The sequence below is a fragment of the Breoghania sp. JC706 genome (genome assembly GCF_037026715.1).
GTDB lineage: Bacteria > Pseudomonadota > Alphaproteobacteria > Rhizobiales > Stappiaceae > Breoghania.
In genome coordinates this window covers 124885-144834 of the sequence record NZ_JBANCG010000010.1, presented here as the reverse complement: position 1 = coordinate 144834, position 19950 = coordinate 124885, and the positions used below count along the sequence as shown (strand labels likewise).

25 protein-coding genes are annotated in these 19950 nt (G+C 65.2%); all 25 read left to right on the top strand.

From position 1 onward, the window contains the following. Nucleotides 1–5: 5 nt before the first annotated feature. The gene (locus tag V2L18_RS19990; RefSeq protein ID WP_336180098.1) at nucleotides 6–659 is read left to right on the top strand and encodes a regulatory protein GemA; all 654 of its coding nucleotides are present in this window, start codon (nucleotides 6–8) and stop codon (nucleotides 657–659) included. Then, entirely contained in the window at nucleotides 656–1063 is a 408-nt protein-coding gene (locus V2L18_RS19985) for a helix-turn-helix domain-containing protein (RefSeq protein ID WP_336180097.1), read from the top strand. The genes V2L18_RS19990 and V2L18_RS19985 overlap by 4 nt, the downstream gene beginning before the upstream one ends. 91 nt (nucleotides 1064–1154) lie before the next feature. Continuing rightward, nucleotides 1155–2093, top strand: a complete 939-nt coding sequence (locus V2L18_RS19980; protein WP_336180096.1) for a peptidoglycan-binding protein — start codon at nucleotides 1155–1157, stop codon at nucleotides 2091–2093. Then, nucleotides 2090–2290: a hypothetical protein gene (locus V2L18_RS19975; RefSeq protein ID WP_336180094.1), complete on the top strand. Its 201-nt coding sequence runs from the start codon at nucleotides 2090–2092 to the stop codon at nucleotides 2288–2290. The genes V2L18_RS19980 and V2L18_RS19975 overlap by 4 nt, the downstream gene beginning before the upstream one ends. Continuing rightward, nucleotides 2290–2775 carry a hypothetical protein gene (locus V2L18_RS19970; protein WP_336180093.1) on the top strand — a complete coding sequence of 162 codons (486 nt, stop codon included), beginning with the start codon at nucleotides 2290–2292 and terminating at the stop codon, nucleotides 2773–2775. The genes V2L18_RS19975 and V2L18_RS19970 overlap by 1 nt, the downstream gene beginning before the upstream one ends. Nucleotides 2776–2781: 6 nt before the next feature. Next, a complete protein-coding gene (locus V2L18_RS19965) occupies nucleotides 2782–3186 on the top strand; it encodes a hypothetical protein (protein WP_336180092.1) in 405 nt (134 codons plus the stop codon). Nucleotides 3187–3859: 673 nt separating this feature from the next. After that, nucleotides 3860–4003, top strand: a complete 144-nt coding sequence (locus V2L18_RS19960; RefSeq protein ID WP_336180091.1) for a hypothetical protein — start codon at nucleotides 3860–3862, stop codon at nucleotides 4001–4003. Further along, nucleotides 4000–4527, top strand: coding sequence for a hypothetical protein (locus V2L18_RS19955; RefSeq protein ID WP_336180090.1), 528 nt, complete (start codon nucleotides 4000–4002; stop codon nucleotides 4525–4527). The genes V2L18_RS19960 and V2L18_RS19955 overlap by 4 nt, the downstream gene beginning before the upstream one ends. Further along, on the top strand, nucleotides 4524–5087 hold the full coding sequence (locus V2L18_RS19950; protein WP_336180089.1) for a phage baseplate protein: 564 nt from the start codon (nucleotides 4524–4526) through the stop codon (nucleotides 5085–5087). The genes V2L18_RS19955 and V2L18_RS19950 overlap by 4 nt, the downstream gene beginning before the upstream one ends. Nucleotides 5088–5097: 10 nt before the next feature. Then, nucleotides 5098–5298 (top strand): hypothetical protein, encoded by a 201-nt coding sequence (locus V2L18_RS19945; RefSeq protein WP_336180088.1) that lies wholly within the window; start codon nucleotides 5098–5100, stop codon nucleotides 5296–5298. A gap of 24 nt (nucleotides 5299–5322) precedes the next feature. Beyond that, nucleotides 5323–5727 (top strand): baseplate assembly protein, encoded by a 405-nt coding sequence (locus V2L18_RS19940; protein ID WP_336180087.1) that lies wholly within the window; start codon nucleotides 5323–5325, stop codon nucleotides 5725–5727. Beyond that, nucleotides 5724–6575 carry a baseplate J/gp47 family protein gene (locus tag V2L18_RS19935; RefSeq protein ID WP_336180086.1) on the top strand — a complete coding sequence of 284 codons (852 nt, stop codon included), beginning with the start codon at nucleotides 5724–5726 and terminating at the stop codon, nucleotides 6573–6575. The genes V2L18_RS19940 and V2L18_RS19935 overlap by 4 nt, the downstream gene beginning before the upstream one ends. Continuing rightward, nucleotides 6572–7801 carry a phage tail protein I gene (locus V2L18_RS19930; RefSeq protein WP_336180084.1) on the top strand — a complete coding sequence of 410 codons (1230 nt, stop codon included), beginning with the start codon at nucleotides 6572–6574 and terminating at the stop codon, nucleotides 7799–7801. The genes V2L18_RS19935 and V2L18_RS19930 overlap by 4 nt, the downstream gene beginning before the upstream one ends. 10 nt (nucleotides 7802–7811) lie before the next feature. Continuing rightward, the gene (locus V2L18_RS19925; protein WP_336180083.1) at nucleotides 7812–10049 is read left to right on the top strand and encodes a hypothetical protein; all 2238 of its coding nucleotides are present in this window, start codon (nucleotides 7812–7814) and stop codon (nucleotides 10047–10049) included. Between the two features lie 9 nt (nucleotides 10050–10058). Continuing rightward, the gene (locus tag V2L18_RS19920) at nucleotides 10059–10247 is read left to right on the top strand and encodes a hypothetical protein (protein WP_336180082.1); all 189 of its coding nucleotides are present in this window, start codon (nucleotides 10059–10061) and stop codon (nucleotides 10245–10247) included. Nucleotides 10248–10266: 19 nt separating this feature from the next. After that, nucleotides 10267–12870 carry a phage tail protein gene (locus V2L18_RS19915; protein WP_336180081.1) on the top strand — a complete coding sequence of 868 codons (2604 nt, stop codon included), beginning with the start codon at nucleotides 10267–10269 and terminating at the stop codon, nucleotides 12868–12870. Nucleotides 12871–12920: 50 nt separating this feature from the next. Further along, nucleotides 12921–13409, top strand: a complete 489-nt coding sequence (locus V2L18_RS19910) for a DUF4376 domain-containing protein (RefSeq protein WP_336180080.1) — start codon at nucleotides 12921–12923, stop codon at nucleotides 13407–13409. Between the two features lie 240 nt (nucleotides 13410–13649). Next, on the top strand, nucleotides 13650–14915 hold the full coding sequence (locus V2L18_RS19905) for a phage tail sheath C-terminal domain-containing protein (protein ID WP_336180078.1): 1266 nt from the start codon (nucleotides 13650–13652) through the stop codon (nucleotides 14913–14915). A 12-nt stretch (nucleotides 14916–14927) separates the two neighbouring features. Beyond that, nucleotides 14928–15446, top strand: coding sequence for a phage major tail tube protein (locus V2L18_RS19900; protein WP_336180077.1), 519 nt, complete (start codon nucleotides 14928–14930; stop codon nucleotides 15444–15446). Nucleotides 15447–15461: 15 nt separating this feature from the next. Further along, on the top strand, nucleotides 15462–15863 hold the full coding sequence (locus tag V2L18_RS19895; RefSeq protein ID WP_336180076.1) for a phage tail assembly protein: 402 nt from the start codon (nucleotides 15462–15464) through the stop codon (nucleotides 15861–15863). Then, nucleotides 15860–15991, top strand: a complete 132-nt coding sequence (locus V2L18_RS19890) for a GpE family phage tail protein (protein ID WP_336180075.1) — start codon at nucleotides 15860–15862, stop codon at nucleotides 15989–15991. Before V2L18_RS19895 ends, V2L18_RS19890 begins: the two co-directional genes overlap by 4 nt. Before the next feature lie 9 nt (nucleotides 15992–16000). Continuing rightward, on the top strand, nucleotides 16001–18226 hold the full coding sequence (locus V2L18_RS19885) for a phage tail tape measure protein (protein WP_336180074.1): 2226 nt from the start codon (nucleotides 16001–16003) through the stop codon (nucleotides 18224–18226). A 6-nt stretch (nucleotides 18227–18232) separates the two neighbouring features. Beyond that, nucleotides 18233–18655 carry a phage tail protein gene (locus V2L18_RS19880; RefSeq protein ID WP_336180073.1) on the top strand — a complete coding sequence of 141 codons (423 nt, stop codon included), beginning with the start codon at nucleotides 18233–18235 and terminating at the stop codon, nucleotides 18653–18655. Nucleotides 18656–18666: 11 nt separating this feature from the next. Continuing rightward, on the top strand, nucleotides 18667–18924 hold the full coding sequence (locus V2L18_RS19875; RefSeq protein ID WP_336180072.1) for a tail protein X: 258 nt from the start codon (nucleotides 18667–18669) through the stop codon (nucleotides 18922–18924). A 1-nt stretch (nucleotide 18925) separates the two neighbouring features. Continuing rightward, the gene (locus V2L18_RS19870) at nucleotides 18926–19927 is read left to right on the top strand and encodes a contractile injection system protein, VgrG/Pvc8 family (RefSeq protein WP_336180071.1); all 1002 of its coding nucleotides are present in this window, start codon (nucleotides 18926–18928) and stop codon (nucleotides 19925–19927) included. Nucleotides 19928–19950: the final 23 nt, after the last annotated feature.

Genomic DNA, 19950 nt, shown 5'->3' with positions numbered 1-19950 from the left:
GCATCATGAGCGCCGCCCTGAAGGCAATCCATGCCAAACGCCGCCAGCTCGATCTGGATGACGCCGCCTACCGGGCCATTCTGGAACGCGTGACGGGCCTGCGATCTTCCCGCGATATGCGGGAGGATCAGCGCCGGGCCGTCGCGGCCGAGCTGGACCGGCTCGGCGCACCCGGAACGCCTCGCCACCGCAGCGATCGTGCGAGCGGCCCCTATGCCCCAAAGCTGCAGGCGCTGTGGATCGCGGCGCACAATCTTGGCGTGGTGCGCGATCGCTCCGATACCGCGATGATCGCATTCGTGAAGCGCCAGACCGGGGTCGATCACTCCCGCTTTCTGCATGAACCGGCCGACGCCGCAAAGGCAATCGAAGCGCTCAAGAAATGGGTGCGGCGGGAAGCCGGAAACGACGACCTTTTCCGTCGCGAGAAAGGGCGTCCCGCGCTTTTCAACGACGATCGCTTCCAGATCCTGACAACTCAGTGGGCGCGATTGGTTGCGCTCGACGCCGTTCCGGCTCCGGCCCTCGCCGTGTGGATGCAAGACCGGTTCGGCATGGCCGATGTCGGTCAGTTCGCGAAGGCCAACCGCATCGCCGCCATGAACGAGCTGGGCGGGCTTCTGCGGGCGGCGCTTGTGAAGAAGGAGACGCCGGCATGACCCGCAGCGACGCCGAGCCCACCGACTATTCGTTCCTCCCCGAAATCCTGGCCGAGATCGCGGACGCGGCCGGGCTCGATGCGGCGTTGAAGCTGGCGGCCGTGCGCGGCGGGCAGACGGTCTATATCCCCAGCCACGCCACCCCCGACCACTGGCTGAGCGATGTCGTCGGACTTCCCGCGGCGGTCAGGATCTGTGATCATTTTCGCGTGCGCGACAGCGGCGCCCGTCTGTTGATCCCGATCGCCCGGCGTTCGAGCGCGCAGCGCGCCCTCATGAAGGCACTTGAAAACGGCGCCTCGGCACGCGAAGCTGCCGCAGCGGCCGGCGTCCATGAACGCACGGCCTTTCGGGCCCGTCGGCGCCTCAAATCGGGCTCGGGCAACCAGGACGACCTTTTCTAAATCCTCTCCTTCCTGACAGTGTCAGCCTGCTTTCGGGAAGGCCGATCCGGCACCGTGGTGCGCAACATCACGTTGCGACCGGGACCGGATAATGACCGTCATCAACACATTGAGCCCTGCCGGTGCCGCCGATCTCGGCGCACACGAGGGCTTCGTCTCCCGCACCTATCGTTGCCAGGCAGGCGTCCTCACCATCGGCTTCGGCTTCACCATGCGCTCGAAGGTCTTCGCCGACTACTGGCGGACCAAGTACGGCCGCGGGCTGAAGCCCGGCGACACGATCACGCGCGAGGAGGCCGAAAAGCTCCTGATCGAGCTGGTCAATCGCGAATACGGCGCCGCGGTTGCCGACAAGATCGCGCCATCCAGACAGCATCATTTCGATGGGGCCTCGTCGGTCTGCTACAATCTCGGCCCACGTGCGGCCGGTTGGAAATGGGCCAAGGCGCTTGCTGCCGGGGATGTGAAGCGCTCGGCCGCGATCCTGCGCAAGACGGGCGTCACCGCAGGCGGGAGACGCCTGCCAGGCCTCGTCAGGCGCCGTGAAGCCGAGGCGCGCCTGATCGAATATGGCGTCTACGCCACGCAAAAGGCGATCCGCGTCGCGCCCGCTTCCAGCGTTACGCGGACGGCGGCGAGCGATGACGAGCTGAAGCACTATCAGGAAATCCTCGCCGGGCTCGGCCACTACAAGGGCCAGATCGACGGTCTGGCGGGGCCGCGCACCACGGCCGCCGTGCGCGCCTTCCAGCGCAGCCAGCCGAACCTCACCGAAGACGGCATTCTCGGTACCGCGACCGCGGCCGCTCTCGACCGGGCGCGCGCCGCCTCGCAGGACGGTGCCGCCGCGGGCATCGGAACGGTGTTGTCGGGTGCCGGCGCGGCCGCCGCGGTGGCCGGCGGGGCGCCGGAGTGGGTCTATTGGGTCGGCGCTGGCGCCGCCGCGCTCGCCGTTCTGGCGGGTCTCTGTCTGGCGTGGCGCTACCGCGACGAGGTGCGGGCCGCCTTCAACCGGGGGATGACCGCATGAAGGGCTTCCGAACCGTCCTCATCAACGGCCTTGTCGCCGCCGTGCCCGTCGTCGCCGAGGTGCTGAGGCATCTCGCCGTTCTCGACTGGCAGGCCTATCTGGAGCCGCGCGACGCGCTCTGGGCGATGCTGATCGTCGGCGGCCTCAACATCTTCCTGCGCCGCATCACCAACACGGCGATGGGGCGTGCGGAGTGATGGGACCGCTCGCTTTCGTCGCTCCCGTGGTGAGCGTCGTCTCCGCCGTTCTGCGCGCAGACGGCTTTTCCGGGGCGATCAAGGATGTCGTCCAGGCGCTCGCCGACGGCGACATATCGGCCGACGAGGCAAATGCGCGGATCGCGGAAGCGCAAGCGGGGGCCGAGGCGGAGATGACCAGGGCGCTGTCTGCTTCCGCCTCCGAGATCTTCGGAGCCGCCCAGGAAACGATCCGGGCTTCGTTCCAGAGCGACGATCTGATGGTGCGGCGCGCCTGGGCGTTCGTCGTGTGGTCGCAGACGCTCGTCCTGCTCTGGTACCAGATCGGGTTGCCGTTCTGGATCAAGGCATTCGGCGGCACCTTTCCGCGTACCGGCGACGACATGCTGAGCTGGGCTTATGCGCTGGTCGGCGGGGCGCTGGGGCTTGCCGGCCTCGGCGCGGTCAAGGGCGCGGGATCGAACTTCTTGAACAGGCGGCGGTAGGGCGCAATGCAGGACACCTGGACATTCGCGGACTTCCTGGCGCGCTACGGTCCGCTGATCATCATGGCTGCGACGCTCGTCTGGAGCGTCTATCAGTTTCGCCTGTCGGCCCGAAAGGACGAGACCGACGAACTGCGCGCCCTCATCGATGCTGTCTCGAAGCGGCTTGAGCAGCACGTCGACGAGGGGGCCGCCTCAAGGCGCGGCATCGCGGACCGTCTGACCGCGATCGAGGGCGAGTTGCGGCACATGCCGTCGGCCGACAGCTATCAGCGGACGGAGGTCGCCCTGGAAGCCTTGCGGGGGCAAATGGAAGTCCTGTCCGAACGCCTGAAACCCGTTTCGGATATTTCCCACCGGCTCCAGGAATTCCTGCTTGAGGAAGCCAAGACGAAGCGCGCAGCGCTATAGGCGGTCTGGAACGAGCGATCGGCGAAGAAGCACGGCCGGTCATGCCGACGTCTCTCCCGGGGTATCTGGCCCCTAAAACGGTATCGGGTTGCGTGCATTCGACCATTCCCCCCATGTCTCCCGTCGTCATTGTCCGGCGAAGCCCGGGCAATCCACCGCCAGCCGCAGCATTTGCTGCACGTGCTGCATCCCCCGGACTTTGCCGTTCGCCGGTCGATGACGATGGAAGGGGATGAGCGGGAGCATGCGCAGAGCCGTGAGCTCTCTTCCTGACATGCGCGGTTTTCGTTCCGCTTCTCGCCCGCCACCTTCTGAGCCGCGATATTTCCACGACCGTCGTCGCGCATTTCGCGGGCTTCGGTCGTCTGTCCGATGCGCGCCAATCTCCACAATCAATTCGAGCGATCGGGCGGCGCGCTGTTGCCGGCCGGTTCTCTGGCTGGTTCTCTGGCCGGGCCTATGGCGTTGTCGAATGCTCTCGTCAAATGGGGCCCCATGGTTCCTCCGTCAGGGCGGAGGCCTTTCCACGGCCTTTTAAGAGCCTTCTAACCCGGCTCTGGCGTCACTGCAGCAGGCAGAAGGCGAGCGGGGCAGGGACGATCGCCGCGATATTCCACTCCGCCTGACACTGTCAGGGGCGTTCGCATCGCGGCTCGCGTCCAGTTTGTTGCGCATGACGAAGCGCACCGCAACCACCATTCCGAATATCGATCTCGCCGCCGGGATGCCCGCGAAGGCTCCGGAACGGATCGGGCTGTTTCCGGTCGGGCCCGGCCTCGTCGCCCGTAATGACCGGGTACGGAGCCTGATGCCATGACCGGACGCCTCAACGAATTCCGGCATGCGATGGAAACGGCCTTCCAGGCCGCCATGCCTGATCTGCGCGAATGCGCGGCCCAGCTCGGCGACCTCGCCCCGCAACTGCTGGACATCTCGTCCATTTCGACGCCGGCCTTGCGCTGCGCCGTGCTGAGCGCGCCGCTCGAGGCCCGCTCCGACGATACCTCCACGGCACAGCTGGCTTGCGCCGCCTATGCCATCTGTTCGGGCAGCACCAGGGATGACGACGCCTGGGCGATCGCGGAAGCGGTTGCCGCCCTTCTGCGCCGCAACCAGCGCTTCGGCCTCGCCGATATCGGCGCCCCGGAACAGATCGTCGTTTCGCCTTCGCAGCCGTCCGAGCTCAGCGGGCTCGACGTGGCGATCGTCGCGACGCAATGGACGCAATCGCTCAACGGCATCGGCGCGAGCATGTTCGACAGCGAGCCGACCATCGACCTGTCCTTCGCGCTCAACGGCGAGGACCTCATCTTGTCGGATGATGAGGGAGCGGCGGCATGATCCCCTTCATCGATCGCGAATTCCGCACCCTCTACAAGCGCCACGACGAGCTGTCCCGGCGCCTGGCCGCCAGCCACATGGTCGGCAAGGTGGTCGAGATCAGCGGAAAGCGCGTGCGGCTTGAGCTGTTGCCGAGGGACGATCGCACCGGCAAGCCGTTCCTGTCGCCGTGGGTCCAGGTGCAGGAAAGCGCCGGCGACGGTTCGGGCGGCTATTCCACCCACGTTCCCGTGGCAGTCGGCGAGACCATGCGGCTGTTGTCGCCGCATGGCGAGATCGGCCCCGGCTCCATCGCCATTCGCGACGGATACACCAACACGAACCCGTGCCCGACCGACCAGGACGACCGCCTCGTGATCAAGCATGGCGGCACGTCGCTTGCGCTTGATGGCGACGCGATCGAGCTGAGCGTCGGCGGCGCGACACTGAAGATCACGGCCGAGGAGATCCTGACCACGGTCAGGACCAGGCTGAACAACGGCGAGCGCCGTGTCCACTACGTCGGTGGCCTCGACAGCGATGGCGATCGGGCCATCGACGGGGCCGAGGTCTACGTCTGAGGAGAGAACCATGAAGTACCGCACCACCGAGAAAGCCGGCGTTTTCGTTGCCGGCGTCCGCAACCCCGGCAAGGGCAAGTCGATCGAGCTCACCGAGGAACAGGCGCGCTATCCGCTCATTTGCGGCGAGATCGAAGCGGTTTCCAAGGCGTCCCCCAAGACTGATGGGAAGGCGAGCGGGAATGCCGCCAGGGACAAGACGGCCGATTGATCCGGCATTGAAGGGGCTTTGACCATGCGCACCGGCATGAACGCCGAAACCGGGGAGGTGCTGACGGGCTGGGACCACTGCGTCCAGTCGCTCGCCAAGATCCTGCGCACCCGCGTCAACACGCGGGTGATGCGCCGGCATTTCGGTTCCCGCGTGCCGGAGCTGCAGGACGCCAACGCCTCGCCGCTGACCCTCTTCGAACTCTATGTCGCGCTTGCCGAAGCGATCGACGATCCCGACACGGGCGAGCCCGGCTACTCGCTGCGCTCGATAGAGATGGCGGTCGGCGGCCGCGACGGACGCTTCGTCTTCATTCTCGAGGGAACGTTCTATCCGCGCGGACACCTTGGCGACTTCTCGATCTCGGAAGACCGCAGGGCCGCGATCCCCGCAACCGGCGAAAGCCTTGTTCTGACGGAGGCCGCATGACCCGCTTCGCCGCCCCCGACCTGACCGCTCTTGCCGCGCCCGACGTCATCGAGGCGCTCGACTACGAGGCTATCGTCGCGGCGCGCCTGGCGCGGCTCGTCGAACTCTGGCCGGGCTACGATGTCGGCGCTCTGGAGACGGACCCGCTCCGGATCTCGCAGGAAGCCGAAGGTTATTTCGAGCTGCTGCTGCGTGGCCGGGTGAACGATGCCGCACGCGCTGTGCTGATTACCCACGCCGCGGGCTCCGATCTCGATCATCTCGCCGCGCTCTTCGGTACGTCCCGCTTTGCCGGGGAAAGCGATGCCGACTTCCGCGCCCGCGTTCTGCTGGCGCTGGAAGCCTTCGCAGCCGCCGGACCGGCCGGCGCCTACGAGTATCACGCAAGGGCGGCCGACGCCCGCGTCAAGGGCGTCGGACTATCCGTGCCGCAGCCCGGTGCTGTGACGGTCGCGGTGCTCTCGCGCGAAGGCGATGGGACGGCCTCGGCCGATCTGGTTTCCGCCGTGCGGGCCCGTCTGATGCAGGACGATATCCGTCCGCTGACCGATGCCGTCACCGTCAAGCCGGCGACGATCACGGCTTTCGAGATCGCCGTCACGCTCGTCATTCCCGCCGGACCCGATCCGGCCGTATTGCAGGCGGCGGCGAAGACCGCGCTCGGCACGCTGGCTACCTCTCGGCATCAGGTCGGGCAGGCCGTCTATCTCTCCTCGATTGTCGCGGCGGCGCATGTCTCCAACGTGCAGGCCGTGCGCGTGGTGTCTCCGGCCTCTGATCTCGTGGCGGCCGCGGACGAGGCGTTGTGGTGCTCTGGCATCACGGTTGCGATGGAGGTGCTGCCATGAGTTTTGCCAATGGTTTCGATGGCGCCACCATCCTGCCGACCAACGCGACAGCGCTCGAACGTTCGCTTGCCCGCGTTGCGTCTCGCGTCCTGGACATACCCGTCCCGCTTGCCGATCTGTGGAGCCCGGACCGCTGTCCGGTCGCCTTCCTGCCGCATCTGGCAGCCGCGCTTTCTGTCGATTTCTGGTCGAGCGACTGGGACGAGGCGAAGAAGCGCAACGTGATCCGCGCCGCCGTCCGTCATCACCGGATCAAGGGCACGCTGGCCGGAATGCAAGCTTACGCTGCAATGGCCGGCGCGGAGATCCTGGACGTTCATCGTCCGCCGGAGAAGTTCTTCGCCGGCGGTTCCGACACGCAGGCCCAGCGGCTTGCCTGGCTGGAAAGCCTGCCGCAGGTGCGCATCTACCGCGCGGCCCCCGGTCTCGGCCGTCGCAAGGCGATCTACGCCGGCGGCGCGGCCCATCCGTTCTTCTTGCCGCGCCGCGCCGCCTGGCCCTCGACGGCGGCCGCACGCCGCCGCCCGCGCGCGGTACTCATCCGCGACGGCGCGGAGACGGAGATCGGCATCGCGACGGATGCGGAAGGCCGGCGCTGCGTGATCCTGCGGCGTACACTGAAGAGCCGTCTGGCCGCCTCGTTCGCCGCCGGGCGCCGCTTCGCGCTCGGAAGCTCGGCGGCATCGACCGTTGCCCCGATCTCGGCCGATCCGGGCCTCGACGATCCGGCCCTTGCCCGTCCGCTGCGCCCGGCGGGTACCGGCAACGGCATTCTGCCCGCGATCGGATCGGACCCGCGCGCCATCGGCCGTGCCTGGTTTGCGTCCGCTCCGTCGCTCAGGCGCTACGCGGGGTATCCGAGCGCGGTTGAACGCATCTTCGAGCGCATTCCGATCCAGGACGATCTGGCGCCGCCGGAACCGCGCAAGGCGACGGCCTTTGCCGGCGTCACGCGCCTTGCCGTGCCCGCGCACACGGCGGAGCTGAAGACCTCGATCCCGGGGCGCGGGCTCAAACACGGTTTCTTTGCCAATGCCAGCCCCACCGGCGCCTTTGCCGTCCGCGTGGACAAGGCACGGCTCACGGAGACGTTCGCCGCGCTCAAATCCGCCAAACGGCTGTCCGATCGCATCCTGATCGACACCCGCACCTACCGGCCGTTTGAGGCCGGGCAAACCCTTTTCGCCGGCCAGGAGATCCGCGCCGGTCAGATGACACGAGCTTGAGGAGCCCCGCATGACCGACCGTCAGGTGATCATCAACGACTACCAGGAGGTTCCGGCCTCCGATTTCATGGCGATGCAGGACTACGCACGAGACGGTGTGGACGCCCTGGTCAAGTACACCATCCACGACGGCCAGGCCTATGCGGGCTTCACCGTCACCGGCTCCGGCACCTTCGAGGTGACCATCCAGCCCGGCATCTATGTGAGCGCCGGCAAGATGTTCGCAGCCCGCGCGGCCGCGACGCGGGATCTGGTGGAATATCAGCCGGTGGCGAACAAGGTCGCCGTCGCCATCGTCGTCTGGGGCTCGACCGTCGACCAGTCGCCGGAATATCGCGATTTCGTGGTGAACCTGGAAACCGAGGAAACCGAAGCCCGCCAGGTCAACCTGGAACGCGCCCGCATCGCCAATCTGGGCACCATCGGCGGCGTGGAAAGCGGCGATCCGCAGTATCCGACGATCCCGCTCGACCGCATCGCGGTCGCCTACGTGATCCTCAGCCCGACCGGCATCGAGGAGATCATCACCAACACCGACAACGATCTGGCCTCCTCGCGGCGCAACGACCAGCGGCTCGACGTGATCGAGGACTGGAAGGCGCTGGCCGAGCCGCGGATCTCCACCATCGCGACCGATGTCGCGAACCTCTCCAACGCCCAGACGGGCCGCGTGACAATGGAAGACCTCTTCTCCGTCACCGCGGATGTTGCCCGTCTGAAGGAGGCGGCCGGACTGCCCGACGATTACGCGGACTACGGCGCCGACCATTACCTCGACGAGGACGAGAGCGCGACGGACGATGTGGAGTTCCTGGCCAAGGTCGAGGAAGGTGTGCGGTTCGCCCCGGAAAACAAGAACACGACGGAACTGGCGCTGTTTTCGTCGATCAATGCGCAGGTGACGCTGACCAACGGGCTGCTGCTGCCGAAGTTCACGTCCGAACTGCGCGTTTCCGTCGACGGCTATGTCGGCGAGCAATCGATCACGCAGTACACGCAGACCTCTTACGAGGTGGTGCAGAAGACGATGAGCCGCGAGCGGATCCGCTGGGGGCAGGTCTATAACTACTGCACCAACTCCGCCTGGTGGAGGTCTGGCAACTACGACCCGGTGACCAATATTTTCACCCGCAACGGCGAGACCTTCCAGGTGCTCTCCGGCAACACCTCCAGGAACCACCAGTCGATCCGCCTGCAGCAGTTCTGGGTCGATACGTATGAGGACCCGTACTGGGAGGTGGTCACCGACACCTACACGCTCAACGGTGCGCAGGTGGCGCAGACCTTCCTCAACAGCCAGGCCGGATGGTTGACCGGCGTGGACCTCTATTTCACGCGACGCGGCACCTCCGGCAACGTGCATCTGACGTTGTGCGAGTTGACGCCGTCGGGCACGCCCGACCTGTCGAACGCGATCCAGCAGGTGACGGTCGATTTCCTCGACCTCAAGCAGTATCCCACCGCGACCACCGTCGCCTTCACGCCGACCTATCTCACCGCCGGCAAGCGCTACGCGGCGGTGCTGACGACGCAGGGCGACCACTATATCGGCATGGCGGACGGCGGCGACTATCTGGCCGGCACGTTCTTCTATTCCACCGATGGCGCCTACTACGCCGGCGACATCACCAAGGACATGATGTTCGGCCTGCGCTTCGCGAAATTCGCGACTTCTCGCGTGGCCGTCGACCTGCAGCCGCTCAACCTCAATGGGGGCATTGCCGGTATCGATCTGCTCTCCTCGATGGTGGTGCCGGATGCCTGCGATCTCACCTTTCAGGTACAGCTCAACACCGGTTGGGTGCCGGTTTCCGAGATCTCCACCAACGCGCTTGTCGGTCTGCCTCCCCTGCTGCCGCTCCAGGCCATCTTTCAGGGCACGCCGGATCTCCACGCGGGCGTGTTCCTCGCAGGCTCCCAGGTGACCGTGGAGCGCCCGCGCACCGAGTTCAAGCATATCTCGACGGATCGCATCCTTGCGTCGGCCTCCGATACGATCCGGATCGCCTGGGAACTCGGCAACTGGAACGCCGCGCACCACGCTTTCGCGGCCGTCATCCGGGCCGGCGGGAGCGATGTCGCCCCCGACGTCGTCGAGGACAGCCCGCTGCCGGACAACCGGCTGCGGCGTGTCATGACCTGGTCACTGGCGGCTCCCATCTCGACCTTCCAGATCGTTGCCTCCGGCACCACCACCACCGCGCTCGATGTGTTTCACATCGAAGAGCGTGTCGATATCGAATTCTAGGAGACATCCATGGCGACCAAGAAAACGGACACTCCGGCATATGTCCCGGAAAAGAGCTACGAAGTGACCTTTGCCAAGGTCGTGAGCTGGCATCGCACGACCTTCCGCCCGCGCGGCACCTATCCGGCCGTGAAGGGCAGGGTCCTGAACGAACTGCCGAGTGAAGCGATCGCCAACGCGACGCCGGTTTCGGCCTGATCCATCCCGGAGAGCGACTATGCCGAATAGGTACGGCGACTATCTCGTCAAACGCGGCGACAACCTCGGCGATCCCTCGTTCTGGAACCGCCGGTTCAAGGATGTCGATGCGCGCATCGCGGCCAACGAGGACCAGCGCAACACGCTCGACGCCGTCATCGAGGAAGGCCGCGTGGTCTTTCGCGAGAAGGCGAACGACGTCCTGCTGCCGCTGATCAACGAGGTCTACGAGGCGGCAAATGTCGGCCTGATGCTCCGGGTGACGAGCGCGACCGAGCATCAGGTTTCCACGGGCGGCAAGACGTTCGTGGTCGACGAGGGGCAGCGCCTGCGCTACGCGCCGCCGGCCTATGTCGCGGTCTATCGCATGGAGAACCCACGGGCCGCCATGCTGGGCGAGGTGGTTTCCTGGGACGCGGGAACCGGGGAGCTGACGGTCGATATCGACCGGGTTTCCGGTTCCGGCGACCATGGCGGCTGGACCATCACGGCCGCATCTCCGTCGGACACGGCGGAGGCGATCGCCGAGGTTCTGGCGGCCGTCGATGCGGTCAACATGGACAGACAGGCGGCCGAGATCGCCGCCGGGGTCGCAGGCGAAAAGGCCGACCTCACCATCCGCAAGACGGATGAGGCGAGCGCCTTCGCGGCTTCGGCTTCCGACGATGCGGATCGTTCGCAGGCGGCCGTCGGAACGCTGGAGGACATCTACGCGGCGCAGTCGCGTGTTTATCTGGGGGCCTTTGCGGCCGACCCCGCAAGCGACCTCAACGGCGACCCGCTGGTCGCCGGGGCCGAGTACTGGAACACGACCGACGGCATCAAGAAGATCTACGACGGCTCCGGCTGGACGGTCTCCTACGTGCCGGTCGGCTCGGAGGTGACCTCCATCTTCGGCCGCATGGGCAACGTGTCCGCGAAGCTTGGCGACTATTCCGCCGACAAGATCACCGCAGCGGTCGCCGGTCTTGACGGCAACACGGTCCAGGGGGTGCTGGGATCGATCAAGGCCGCGCTCGACGCGCAGGCGGCCGCGGCCGCGACGGCCCTGTCGGACGGGCTCGCCACGAAAGCCGACAGCGATCACACCCACGCCTTTTCCGAGGTGACCGGCACGCCGACGACGCTCGCCGGCTACGGCATTGCGGACGGGCGCACGGCGGAGCAGATTGCCGACGAAATCGCGTCGGCAATCAACGGCCTCGCCGATACCGCCTATGTGGACGCTCATATCGCAGAACTGGCGGATGCGCTTAAGGACAACGACAGCGACATCGCCGCGATCCAGTCGAGCCTGGCGACCAAGTTGCCGGCGGCGAGCTATACGGCCGCCGACGTGCTCGCCAAGCTCAAGACGGTTGATGGAGTGGGATCGGAGATCGATGCGGACAAGCTGCGCGGCAAGTTTTCGACGTCGGCCGCCGCGGTCACGACGGTTGTAGAGCGCGATGCGCAAGGTGATATTCGTGCTCGACTGTTTCGTCCGGAATTCACGGTTCTTAATGCCGACATCAACTACTTCGCGACACAGATCGCGATTGGTGAGGGTTCCGCGAACAATTACTTGCGCCCGTCCACGCCGGCACAGGTTGTTGCCACGCTGAACGGGGCGGGCGGCATCGATGCCGACAAGCTTGGCGGAAATCCGCCGTCGGCTTTCCTGCGCACCTCGTCCGAGGCTTCGCTATCGGATGTCCTCAACGGAGCCAATGGCAAATTCCCCGACGCGGCAACACTCAAGGCTGCATTGCCGTCGCTTGTGGCATCCGTTCCGGTCGGCTCGATCATGGCTTTTGCGGCCGATACGCCGCCTTCCGGCTGGCTGGAATGCAACGGCGCGGCGATCGGCCGGACGACCTATGCGGCGCTCTTCGCCAGCATCGGCACGACCTTCGGCGATGGCGACGGTTCCACCACGTTCAACCTGCCGGATCTGCGCGGCGAGTTCGTGCGCGGCTGGGATCATGGGCGCGGCGTGGATGCAGATCGTGTGTTTGGGTCATGGCAGGCAGGACAGATCGAGGGACACACCCACGCGGTATTGTCTGAGGACGGCTACTCTACGGACACCCGCGGATTTGGCAATAGTAACAACTCCGGTTTAGGTCAGCCATCCCGTACATCGGCTGTCAGCGGTCTGACCTACTATGACACGGCATGGGACGGTCAGCCATATATAGAGAACACTGGCGGCACAGAAACCCGCCCCCGCAACGTCGCGCTTCTCTACTGCATCAAGGTGTTCGATGCGGTAACGGATCCTGCCCAGGTCGCGGCGGCGGATGTCATTCGCGATGTGGCGCAAAATGGCTTGAGGATTGATGCGCTGGAAGGGCAGGGGCCCCAGGGCATCGGAATCGGACAGACTTGGCAAGATGTTACCGGCAGCCGCACATCAGATACGGCCTACCAGAATACGACTGGTACTCCGATTGCGGTATCGGGGCAGATTGGTTCCACCTCGAATGCGAAGTTCCAGATTTCGTTTGATGGGGAGACATGGAATACAGTCGCGGATAAAGGAGGGTCCGGTGGGAGATCCTTTTTCTGCTTCATCGTTCCAGACGGTTTCTACTACCGTTTTATTTCTGGTGGGCTGGGGCCATGGTGGGAGCTGCGATAATGAGCGAAATTGGATTCTATCATCCTGCCAGAGGATACTGGCAAACCATCATGCGGCCGAGTACCACGGTTCGCGCCACCTATCCTGCGGGGACAGTCGAAGTCCCGGTTAAGCCCGGACCAGGCTACGAGTGGGACGAAGCAAGCGGGACTTGGATTGCGCTATCGCGACCCGCACCGACGGCGGACGATCTCAAGGCCCATCTCGCCGCCCTCCGCTTCGATGTGGAGACCGGCGGCCTGACCGTCGGCACGATGGAAATCGCCACCGACCGCGACAGCCAGGGCAAGATTTTGGCGGCACGGGTGAAGGCGGCGGACGATCCCGATTTCACCACGACGTGGAAGGCGCTGAACGGCTGGTTTGTGCTCGATGCGACCGCGATCGTCGCGCTGTCCGATGCCGTGCTCGCCCACGTGGCGGCGTGCTTCTCGGCAGAGGAGAGTACGGCGCAGGCGGTCGATGCGGGCACCGTGACGACGCAGGTGGAGATCGATGCGGCCTTCGCAGGGGCCCTGGAGACCGCTTCGAACGCCTGAGGCTCGCAGGCTCCCGAACATCAACGGCGGGAACGAGACGCGGCGCATTGCCCGTGCTCGCGTTCCCGCCGTTTTCTTATGCCCCGCCGTTCGCCGCCGCCGACCTCCGTCCGGGAAAAATCGCGAAAAAACGCCGTCGACTGACACCGTCAGGGGCGTTGGTTGCCCTGTCGTTTCCTAGTCTCGCTCTCGATCGGACCGGCCTTCGCGGCCGCTCCGCCCGGATCGAAGGAAAGACACATGGCAACAGCCCCGTTCAATCATGGCGTTCGCGTTCTGCGGCTCGGCGAAGAGGCGCGGCCGATCGCCGTTTCCGACGTCTCCACCATCGGCGCCATCGTCACCGCGCCCGAGGCCGATGCCGGTCTCTTCCCGCCGGACGAGCCTATTCATCTCTATACCCACGAAACCGAAAAGATCGCCGCGCTCGGGTCCACCGGAACCGCGCTCGACGTCATCAACGCCGTCAAGGCGCAGGGCATCGAGGCCTCGATCGTCATGGTGCGTGTCGAGGAAGGTGAGGATGCGGCCGCCACGCGTACGGCGATGGTCGGCTCCGCGGCCTCGCAGACCGGCGTTCACGCGCTGGAATACGCGCTCGGTCACGTCGGCATCGAGCCGGACCTGCTGATCGCGCCGGGCTATGCGGCCGGCCGCATCGACAATGCCAAGAACCCGCTTGCCGAGGCGCTCGAACAGACCGCGAAGAAGCTTCAGGCGATCGCCATCCTCGATACCGGCGGGCCGGACAAGGAGACGAGCCTCGCCTACCGCGCGGACTTCTCCGACCGCTTCACCTATCTGGTCGATCCCATGGTGCGCATGCTGCCCACGGGCGCGACGGACATCGCCGTCAAGCCGGCCTCGCCCTACGTCGCCGGTCTCTTCGTCAAGAGGGACAAGGAAAAGGGCGGGCCCTACTGGTCGCCCTCCAACCAGGAAGCGGGCGGCATTCTCGGCGTGGCCCGGCCGGTTTCCTACTTCGACGGCGAGATCGATCACGAGGCCAACTACCTCAACGAGAACGGCATCGCGACGTTCATTCCCGCCCAGGTCGTTCAGGGCACCGGCGGTTCGTACTCGGCCAACGGCCGCATCCTGTGGGGCAACCGCACCACTTCCGACGATCCGTTGTGGGTCTTCGTCAACGTCGTGCGCACCCGCGCCACGATCGAGAAGACCATCATGCGGTCCTTCCGCTGGGCGAACGATCAGAACCTGTCGCCGCAGCTCGTCATCTCCATCATGCGCTCGCTGCAGCAGTTCCTGGACGAGCTGAAGGCGGTCGGCGCGATCCTGGGCGGCGATGTCTATTGGGACCGCGACGTCAACACCAACGCCTCGCTCCGTCTCGGCAAGCTCCGCATCGAGTTCGACGCGGAAGAGGCGCCGCCGCTTGAGGATCTGACCTTCGGATCCCGGCGCAACGAGGTCTACTTCGACGTGCTCGCCGACGAGATCAACCGCCGCATCAACGTCAGTTTCGATCGCACAAGCGACGCATAAGGAGCGCCTTTCATGTCCCTTCGGATCCTGCGCGGCTTCACGCTGTTCATCAACGATACCCGCAATCTCTTCTTTGAAATCGAGACGATGAAGCTCGCCACGATGGAAGAGAATACCGAGACCTTCCAGCCCGGCGGCAGCGACATGGAGATGGCGATCGCCGGCCTCGGCGTGAAGGCCTTCGAAGTGCCCTTCAAGTGCAAGGCGCATTCGCCCGATGTCGCCGGCCTCTTCGGCGGCCCTGCGGGCGTGCGCCACAATTTCACCGGCCGCAAGCTGGTCATCGATGAGAAAGACGGCACCGAGTACGAACACGCCGTCGATATTCGCGGCCGTCTGACCAAGGTCGAGGCGGAGGAAATGGCCGCCGGCAAGGTGGCTGGCTACGACCACACGATCGGGTCGATCGACAGCTATTCGGAGATGTGGGACGGCCGCGTCATGCACCGCTTCAACTTCTGGACCGGCGGCTGGGAGACCTGGAACTTCGAGCCGGTCAACTCCGCCCGCCGCCGCATCCTGTTCTCCTGACACGTCGAGGCTGCAATGGACGACCTGAAACTCTCTATCGACATCCCGCTCTCGGTTCCCGCCGAAGAGCGGGAGGGCGACAACACCAAGCGTCACACAAGCCTCACCATGGGAAGGCCCAAGACGCGCCACGTCAAGCGCGTGGTCTCGCTGCTGGGGCCGGATTTCGTCCGCAACCTGATGGCGGACGAAGGCGAGGCGGCCGGGACCGTCTCCGGCCGGGATCTCCTGGCCGAGGCGCTCGCGCTTCTCGTCGACGATACAAGGCTCGACGGTATGCGTGACGTGATCGCCGATCTGTGCGGCGTCTCGGCCGCCGTCATCGACGATCTCGATCCGGCCGATCTGGTGGCCGTCATGAAGGCGCTCGCCGGTTTTTTTCCGGAACTCCGATCGATCGTGTCGGCGAATTCATGAGCGATCTTGCGGCCGTCTACCACTGGCCGCCGAGTGAGATGGAAAATCTCGACTGGCGCGAGTTCCTGGAATTCCGCCGCGATCTGCCTCGCATTGCCGCACAATTGTACGGCATGCGGGGCGAGTGAGGCTGCCCGATGTCCGATCTCACCATGACCGTGACAATCCAGTTCCTTTCAAAGGGGCTCGATATAATCCGCCAGGATCTCGAGGACATTCGGGATCTGGCGGCGACGGTGGGTGCCGAATTTTCAAAAGGCATCCGGGAAAACCTCAAAACCGACGAGATCAAGACAGCGCTAAAGGCCAATGAAGCGCGGTTGAAGCAGGCACGTGAGAAACTGATGGACGCCTTTGCGGTCTTCGCGCCCCTACGTGCCGCGGCTGCGTTCGACGACGCATTTTCCGGCATCGAAAAGGTGTTGGATGTTTCTGCCGAACGTTTGAAGGTGCTGCGCAGGTCGGTGCTCGACATGAGCCGGGAGATCGCCGTTTCGGCGACCGGACTTATGAGCATCATGGCGACCGCTGCCCGCGCCGGCATTCCGACGGATCAGCTGGAACGCTTCACGGCGTTTGCCGCGAAGGCTTCCGTTGCCTTCGACATGGCCGGCGATCAGATCGCCGAACGCTTCGCCAGACTGCGTGATGTCTACCGCCTCGATCAGGAAGGCTTGGAGGATCTGGCGGACGCGGCAAGCCAACTCTCCATCAACATGGACGCACGGGCCGGCGATATCCTGAACTTCGCCGATCGGGCCGCGGCCGCGCAGTCGGTTCTGAAGCTCAATGTGGCTCAGATGGAGGCCCTGGGGGCGGCGATGATCGCCGCCGGTGCTTCTCCGGAAGAGGCGGCGCGCGGCGTAAAAGCGTTTGCGAGCCATCTTGCCGAGGGCACGAGCGATGTGCGCGCCGCGCTGCGGACGGCCGGGGTTGACTATGACCAGTTCATGGCCTCGCTTGACCGCGACGCGCCGGTGGCGCTCACGGATCTCTTCGCACGGCTGTCGCATGCGCCGGGCGGCATGCAGGCGTTGAACGGATTGGGAGGGCAGGATCTCTCAAAGCTCGCCGGCAATCAGGACTTGCTGGCGCGGTCCTTCAAGACGGTTGGAAATGTATCGGGTTACGCAGGCTCGGCGACGGACAAGTACGACAAGCGCGCGCAGTCGGCTGGCGGGCATTGGCAGCTCCTCAAAAATCGAATGGACGCCATCGCCATCACGGCCGGCAATACCTTTCTTCCGGCCTTGACCGATATTATGGGCGGTCTCGGTAGTATTGTGTCAATTGCCGGGCAGTTTTCTGAGGATCACCCGACCCTGACCTCTTGGCTAATCAAAATAGGTCTGGGGCTTTTGGCCATCGTAGTCCCGGCTATTCGGCTGTACTCCGTTCTTTCCAAGGCCTGGAAGATTGGAAGTAAGATATTCTCGTGGTTCTGGCTCTACGATAAAACGGGCAAGAACGTCTCTGTTGCCGCGCGTGGGGTGCGGCTACTCCGCCGGGGGCTGCGGGCAATTTATGAAAAGGGCGCCAAGGCCGGGGGCTTCCTGGCCAAGAAAGCATCCGGTGCAGCGCGGTGGATCGGTGAACGCGCCGTGGGGGCCATCAAGCGTGGCGGCTCGTCTCTCGGTGGTGCGTTCCGCTGGCTTTCGAGTGCCCGCAGCAAGCTGGTCAAGTCCGTGTCGCAGGCCGCACCCGGCCTAGGCCGCAAGGTGCGCAGCGGTGCTGCTGGGGCCTGGGGCGCGGTTCGAGCATGGGTCAGCGGAGGCGGTATCCTCAAGTTGGGAAAGTTCGCTCTGCGGCGGGTTCCGCCCATTCTTATCGCGGAAGAAGCCATCCGGGAGCTGCAACGGACGCCGGAAGAGCGCATGCGGCTTGCGAACGAGCGCGCAGAGCAAGTTGATCGATTTAGGGAGTGGGCGGACAATACAGCTCCTGCGCAATTTTATTATAAAACACGGCAGGAAATCAAATCCCTGCTGGGGTTGGAGAAGGACGAAGTCCCGGCTGAGGTCTTTGGCCGTTGGGTCAAGAGGAAGCTCGGAATTGGCGAAGGGACGGAGGACGGGCCGCGACCTCTTCCGATCGTGCCACCACCCAACGCGCCCTCCCGTTTCCCCGATGACGATAACGGGATGCCGACCCTCTGGGACTATCTGCGCGGCCGCCTGCCCGGCCAGACAAGCGGCTCGCCCGCCTCGGGCAGTCTAGGTTGGCAGCCGTCGCAGATCACCATGACCAATCATTTCACGATCAATGGCGTCAGCGATCCCGAGGCTGCGGCCAATGCCACCGTCAACAAAATCCAACAATCGCTGGTTCGGACGAAAACCGGCGCCCTGCACGATGGGGAGTAAGCGAACATGAGCCTGCCGTTGCTTGCCCTGGGGCCGCACATCTTCACCATCGCGCCGCTCAACTTCCAGGCGATCAAACGCGATACCGAGGCCAAGTGGCCGTCGATCGCCCGCTTCGGTGCGCGGCCCGGGCGCCAGTTCACCGGGTTCGGCGAGGATCCGATCTCCATTTCCGGCCTGCTGTTTCCCGAGGAAATGGGTGGGCGGGAAGCCTACGAGGCGATCCGCGCCACACAGGCGGCAGCGCAGCCGGTGCTCATGGTCGGATGGGCGACCGCCTCGGCCGCGCGCGTGTTCGGCAAGGTGGTGATCCTCAGGATATCGGATACCCAATCCATCATCTCGCGCGAAGGTCAGGGCCGGCGTGTCGAATACGAGATCACGGTCGCGCCCTATCCCGACAGCGGCCGTCTGGGCCTTTTCAACTGAGGACGTGAGCGATGGCGACGACGCTGCCCGAAACGACGATCTCGGTGAGCCGAGAGGACGCGACGGTGGAGAAGATCTGTTTCGAGAACGCCTGGCAGGTGACCGGCGACATCAGGAAGGCCGGGCAGCTTTCCGGCTATGTCGAGGCGACGCTGGAGGCGAACCGATCGCTTGCGGCGGCGGGCCTCGTCCTGCCGCTCGGCACGGTCCTGACCCTGCCGGAATGGCGGATCTCGGAGGAGCGGACGTCGGTTCGCCTGTGGGACTGACATGGCGATGCGCACACATCCCTTCATCGAGGTCCACGTGGACGGTGAGCCGGTCTCGGCCGGTTTCTACCAGCGCCTGATCGAGGCGACCGTGCGCGACGCGACCGGCCAGGACGCCGACAGCGTCGAGCTCACCTTCGATGACGCGGGCAACGGGATCGAGATCCCGCGCGAGGGGGCTGAGCTGTCGGTGCGTTTCGGTTTCCGGGGCGGCGGCGCCTGGGTGGTCGGGCTCTTCATCGTCGAAAAGTCGACGATCGAGGGCGGAACGGGCGGCGAATTTCTGAAGCTCTCCGGTCGCGGTGCCGATATGCGCAAAGACCTGAAGGAGCCGCTGTCGGAGCATTTCGACGGCGAGACGCTGGGCGGGATCATCAGGACGCTGGCCGACCGGCACGGCCTGAAGGCCGAGGTGAGCCCGGAACTGGCGGGCCTCAAGGTTCCCTATGCGGCGCGGGTCGACCAGTCCGCGCTCGATTTCGGCACGCGTCTCGCCGATCGTTTCGGCGCATTGTTTTCGGTCAAGGGCGGGAAGATGCTCCTGGTCAAGCGCGGGAGCGGTTCGGTATCCGGGCAGCCGTTGCCTTCGCTCACGATCGCCAGGTCCGATTGCGTTTCGTGGAGCTTCCAGGTCGAGCCCCGGCCGCGTTTCGGCAAGGCCAGCGCGAAGTGGTTCGACCGCGAGACGGGCGAGACGAAGGTGGAACGCGTTTCAACGGGTCTCGAAGGCCCGGACAAGCACCTGCGCCACGCGCTGGCGAGTAAGGAGGAGGCCGAGAAGGCCGCGGCTTCCGAGGGCGAGAGGCTCTCCCGCGGCTCGGCTTCCGGCTCGGTGAAACTCGCCGGCCTGCCGGAAGCCCAGGCCGAAGCCAACGTGACGCTTGCCGGCTTCCGGCCGGAGGCGAACGGGCTCTGGCGCATCGCGACGGTGGAGCACCGTTTCGGCAGCACCTTCGAGACGAGCATCGAGCTGGAAGCACCGGAGGGTGGCAGGCGGCGCTGAAGGGGGAGACGGATCGTCTCTCC

Bases quoted from the DNA above. Each gene is read 5' to 3' on its own strand.
- V2L18_RS19980 (WP_336180096.1), top strand. From the start codon at position 1,155: ATGACCGTCATCAACACATTGAGCCCTGCCGGTGCCGCCGATCTCGGC.
- V2L18_RS19875 (WP_336180072.1), top strand. From the start codon at position 18,667: ATGGCGACGACGCTGCCCGAAACGACGATCTCGGTGAGCCGAGAGGAC.
- V2L18_RS19890 (WP_336180075.1), top strand. From the start codon at position 15,860: ATGAGCGATCTTGCGGCCGTCTACCACTGGCCGCCGAGTGAGATGGAA.
- V2L18_RS19885 (WP_336180074.1), top strand. From the start codon at position 16,001: ATGTCCGATCTCACCATGACCGTGACAATCCAGTTCCTTTCAAAGGGG.
- V2L18_RS19975 (WP_336180094.1), top strand. From the start codon at position 2,090: ATGAAGGGCTTCCGAACCGTCCTCATCAACGGCCTTGTCGCCGCCGTG.
- V2L18_RS19950 (WP_336180089.1), top strand. From the start codon at position 4,524: ATGATCCCCTTCATCGATCGCGAATTCCGCACCCTCTACAAGCGCCAC.
- V2L18_RS19880 (WP_336180073.1), top strand. From the start codon at position 18,233: ATGAGCCTGCCGTTGCTTGCCCTGGGGCCGCACATCTTCACCATCGCG.
- V2L18_RS19935 (WP_336180086.1), top strand. From the start codon at position 5,724: ATGACCCGCTTCGCCGCCCCCGACCTGACCGCTCTTGCCGCGCCCGAC.
- V2L18_RS19905 (WP_336180078.1), top strand. From the start codon at position 13,650: ATGGCAACAGCCCCGTTCAATCATGGCGTTCGCGTTCTGCGGCTCGGC.
- V2L18_RS19915 (WP_336180081.1), top strand. From the start codon at position 10,267: ATGCCGAATAGGTACGGCGACTATCTCGTCAAACGCGGCGACAACCTC.
- V2L18_RS19930 (WP_336180084.1), top strand. From the start codon at position 6,572: ATGAGTTTTGCCAATGGTTTCGATGGCGCCACCATCCTGCCGACCAAC.
- V2L18_RS19900 (WP_336180077.1), top strand. From the start codon at position 14,928: ATGTCCCTTCGGATCCTGCGCGGCTTCACGCTGTTCATCAACGATACC.
- V2L18_RS19970 (WP_336180093.1), top strand. From the start codon at position 2,290: ATGGGACCGCTCGCTTTCGTCGCTCCCGTGGTGAGCGTCGTCTCCGCC.
- V2L18_RS19960 (WP_336180091.1), top strand. From the start codon at position 3,860: ATGACGAAGCGCACCGCAACCACCATTCCGAATATCGATCTCGCCGCC.
- V2L18_RS19920 (WP_336180082.1), top strand. From the start codon at position 10,059: ATGGCGACCAAGAAAACGGACACTCCGGCATATGTCCCGGAAAAGAGC.
- V2L18_RS19895 (WP_336180076.1), top strand. From the start codon at position 15,462: ATGGACGACCTGAAACTCTCTATCGACATCCCGCTCTCGGTTCCCGCC.
- V2L18_RS19910 (WP_336180080.1), top strand. From the start codon at position 12,921: ATGCGGCCGAGTACCACGGTTCGCGCCACCTATCCTGCGGGGACAGTC.
- V2L18_RS19945 (WP_336180088.1), top strand. From the start codon at position 5,098: ATGAAGTACCGCACCACCGAGAAAGCCGGCGTTTTCGTTGCCGGCGTC.
- V2L18_RS19985 (WP_336180097.1), top strand. From the start codon at position 656: ATGACCCGCAGCGACGCCGAGCCCACCGACTATTCGTTCCTCCCCGAA.
- V2L18_RS19940 (WP_336180087.1), top strand. From the start codon at position 5,323: ATGCGCACCGGCATGAACGCCGAAACCGGGGAGGTGCTGACGGGCTGG.
- V2L18_RS19965 (WP_336180092.1), top strand. From the start codon at position 2,782: ATGCAGGACACCTGGACATTCGCGGACTTCCTGGCGCGCTACGGTCCG.
- V2L18_RS19990 (WP_336180098.1), top strand. From the start codon at position 6: ATGAGCGCCGCCCTGAAGGCAATCCATGCCAAACGCCGCCAGCTCGAT.
- V2L18_RS19955 (WP_336180090.1), top strand. From the start codon at position 4,000: ATGACCGGACGCCTCAACGAATTCCGGCATGCGATGGAAACGGCCTTC.
- V2L18_RS19870 (WP_336180071.1), top strand. From the start codon at position 18,926: ATGGCGATGCGCACACATCCCTTCATCGAGGTCCACGTGGACGGTGAG.
- V2L18_RS19925 (WP_336180083.1), top strand. From the start codon at position 7,812: ATGACCGACCGTCAGGTGATCATCAACGACTACCAGGAGGTTCCGGCC.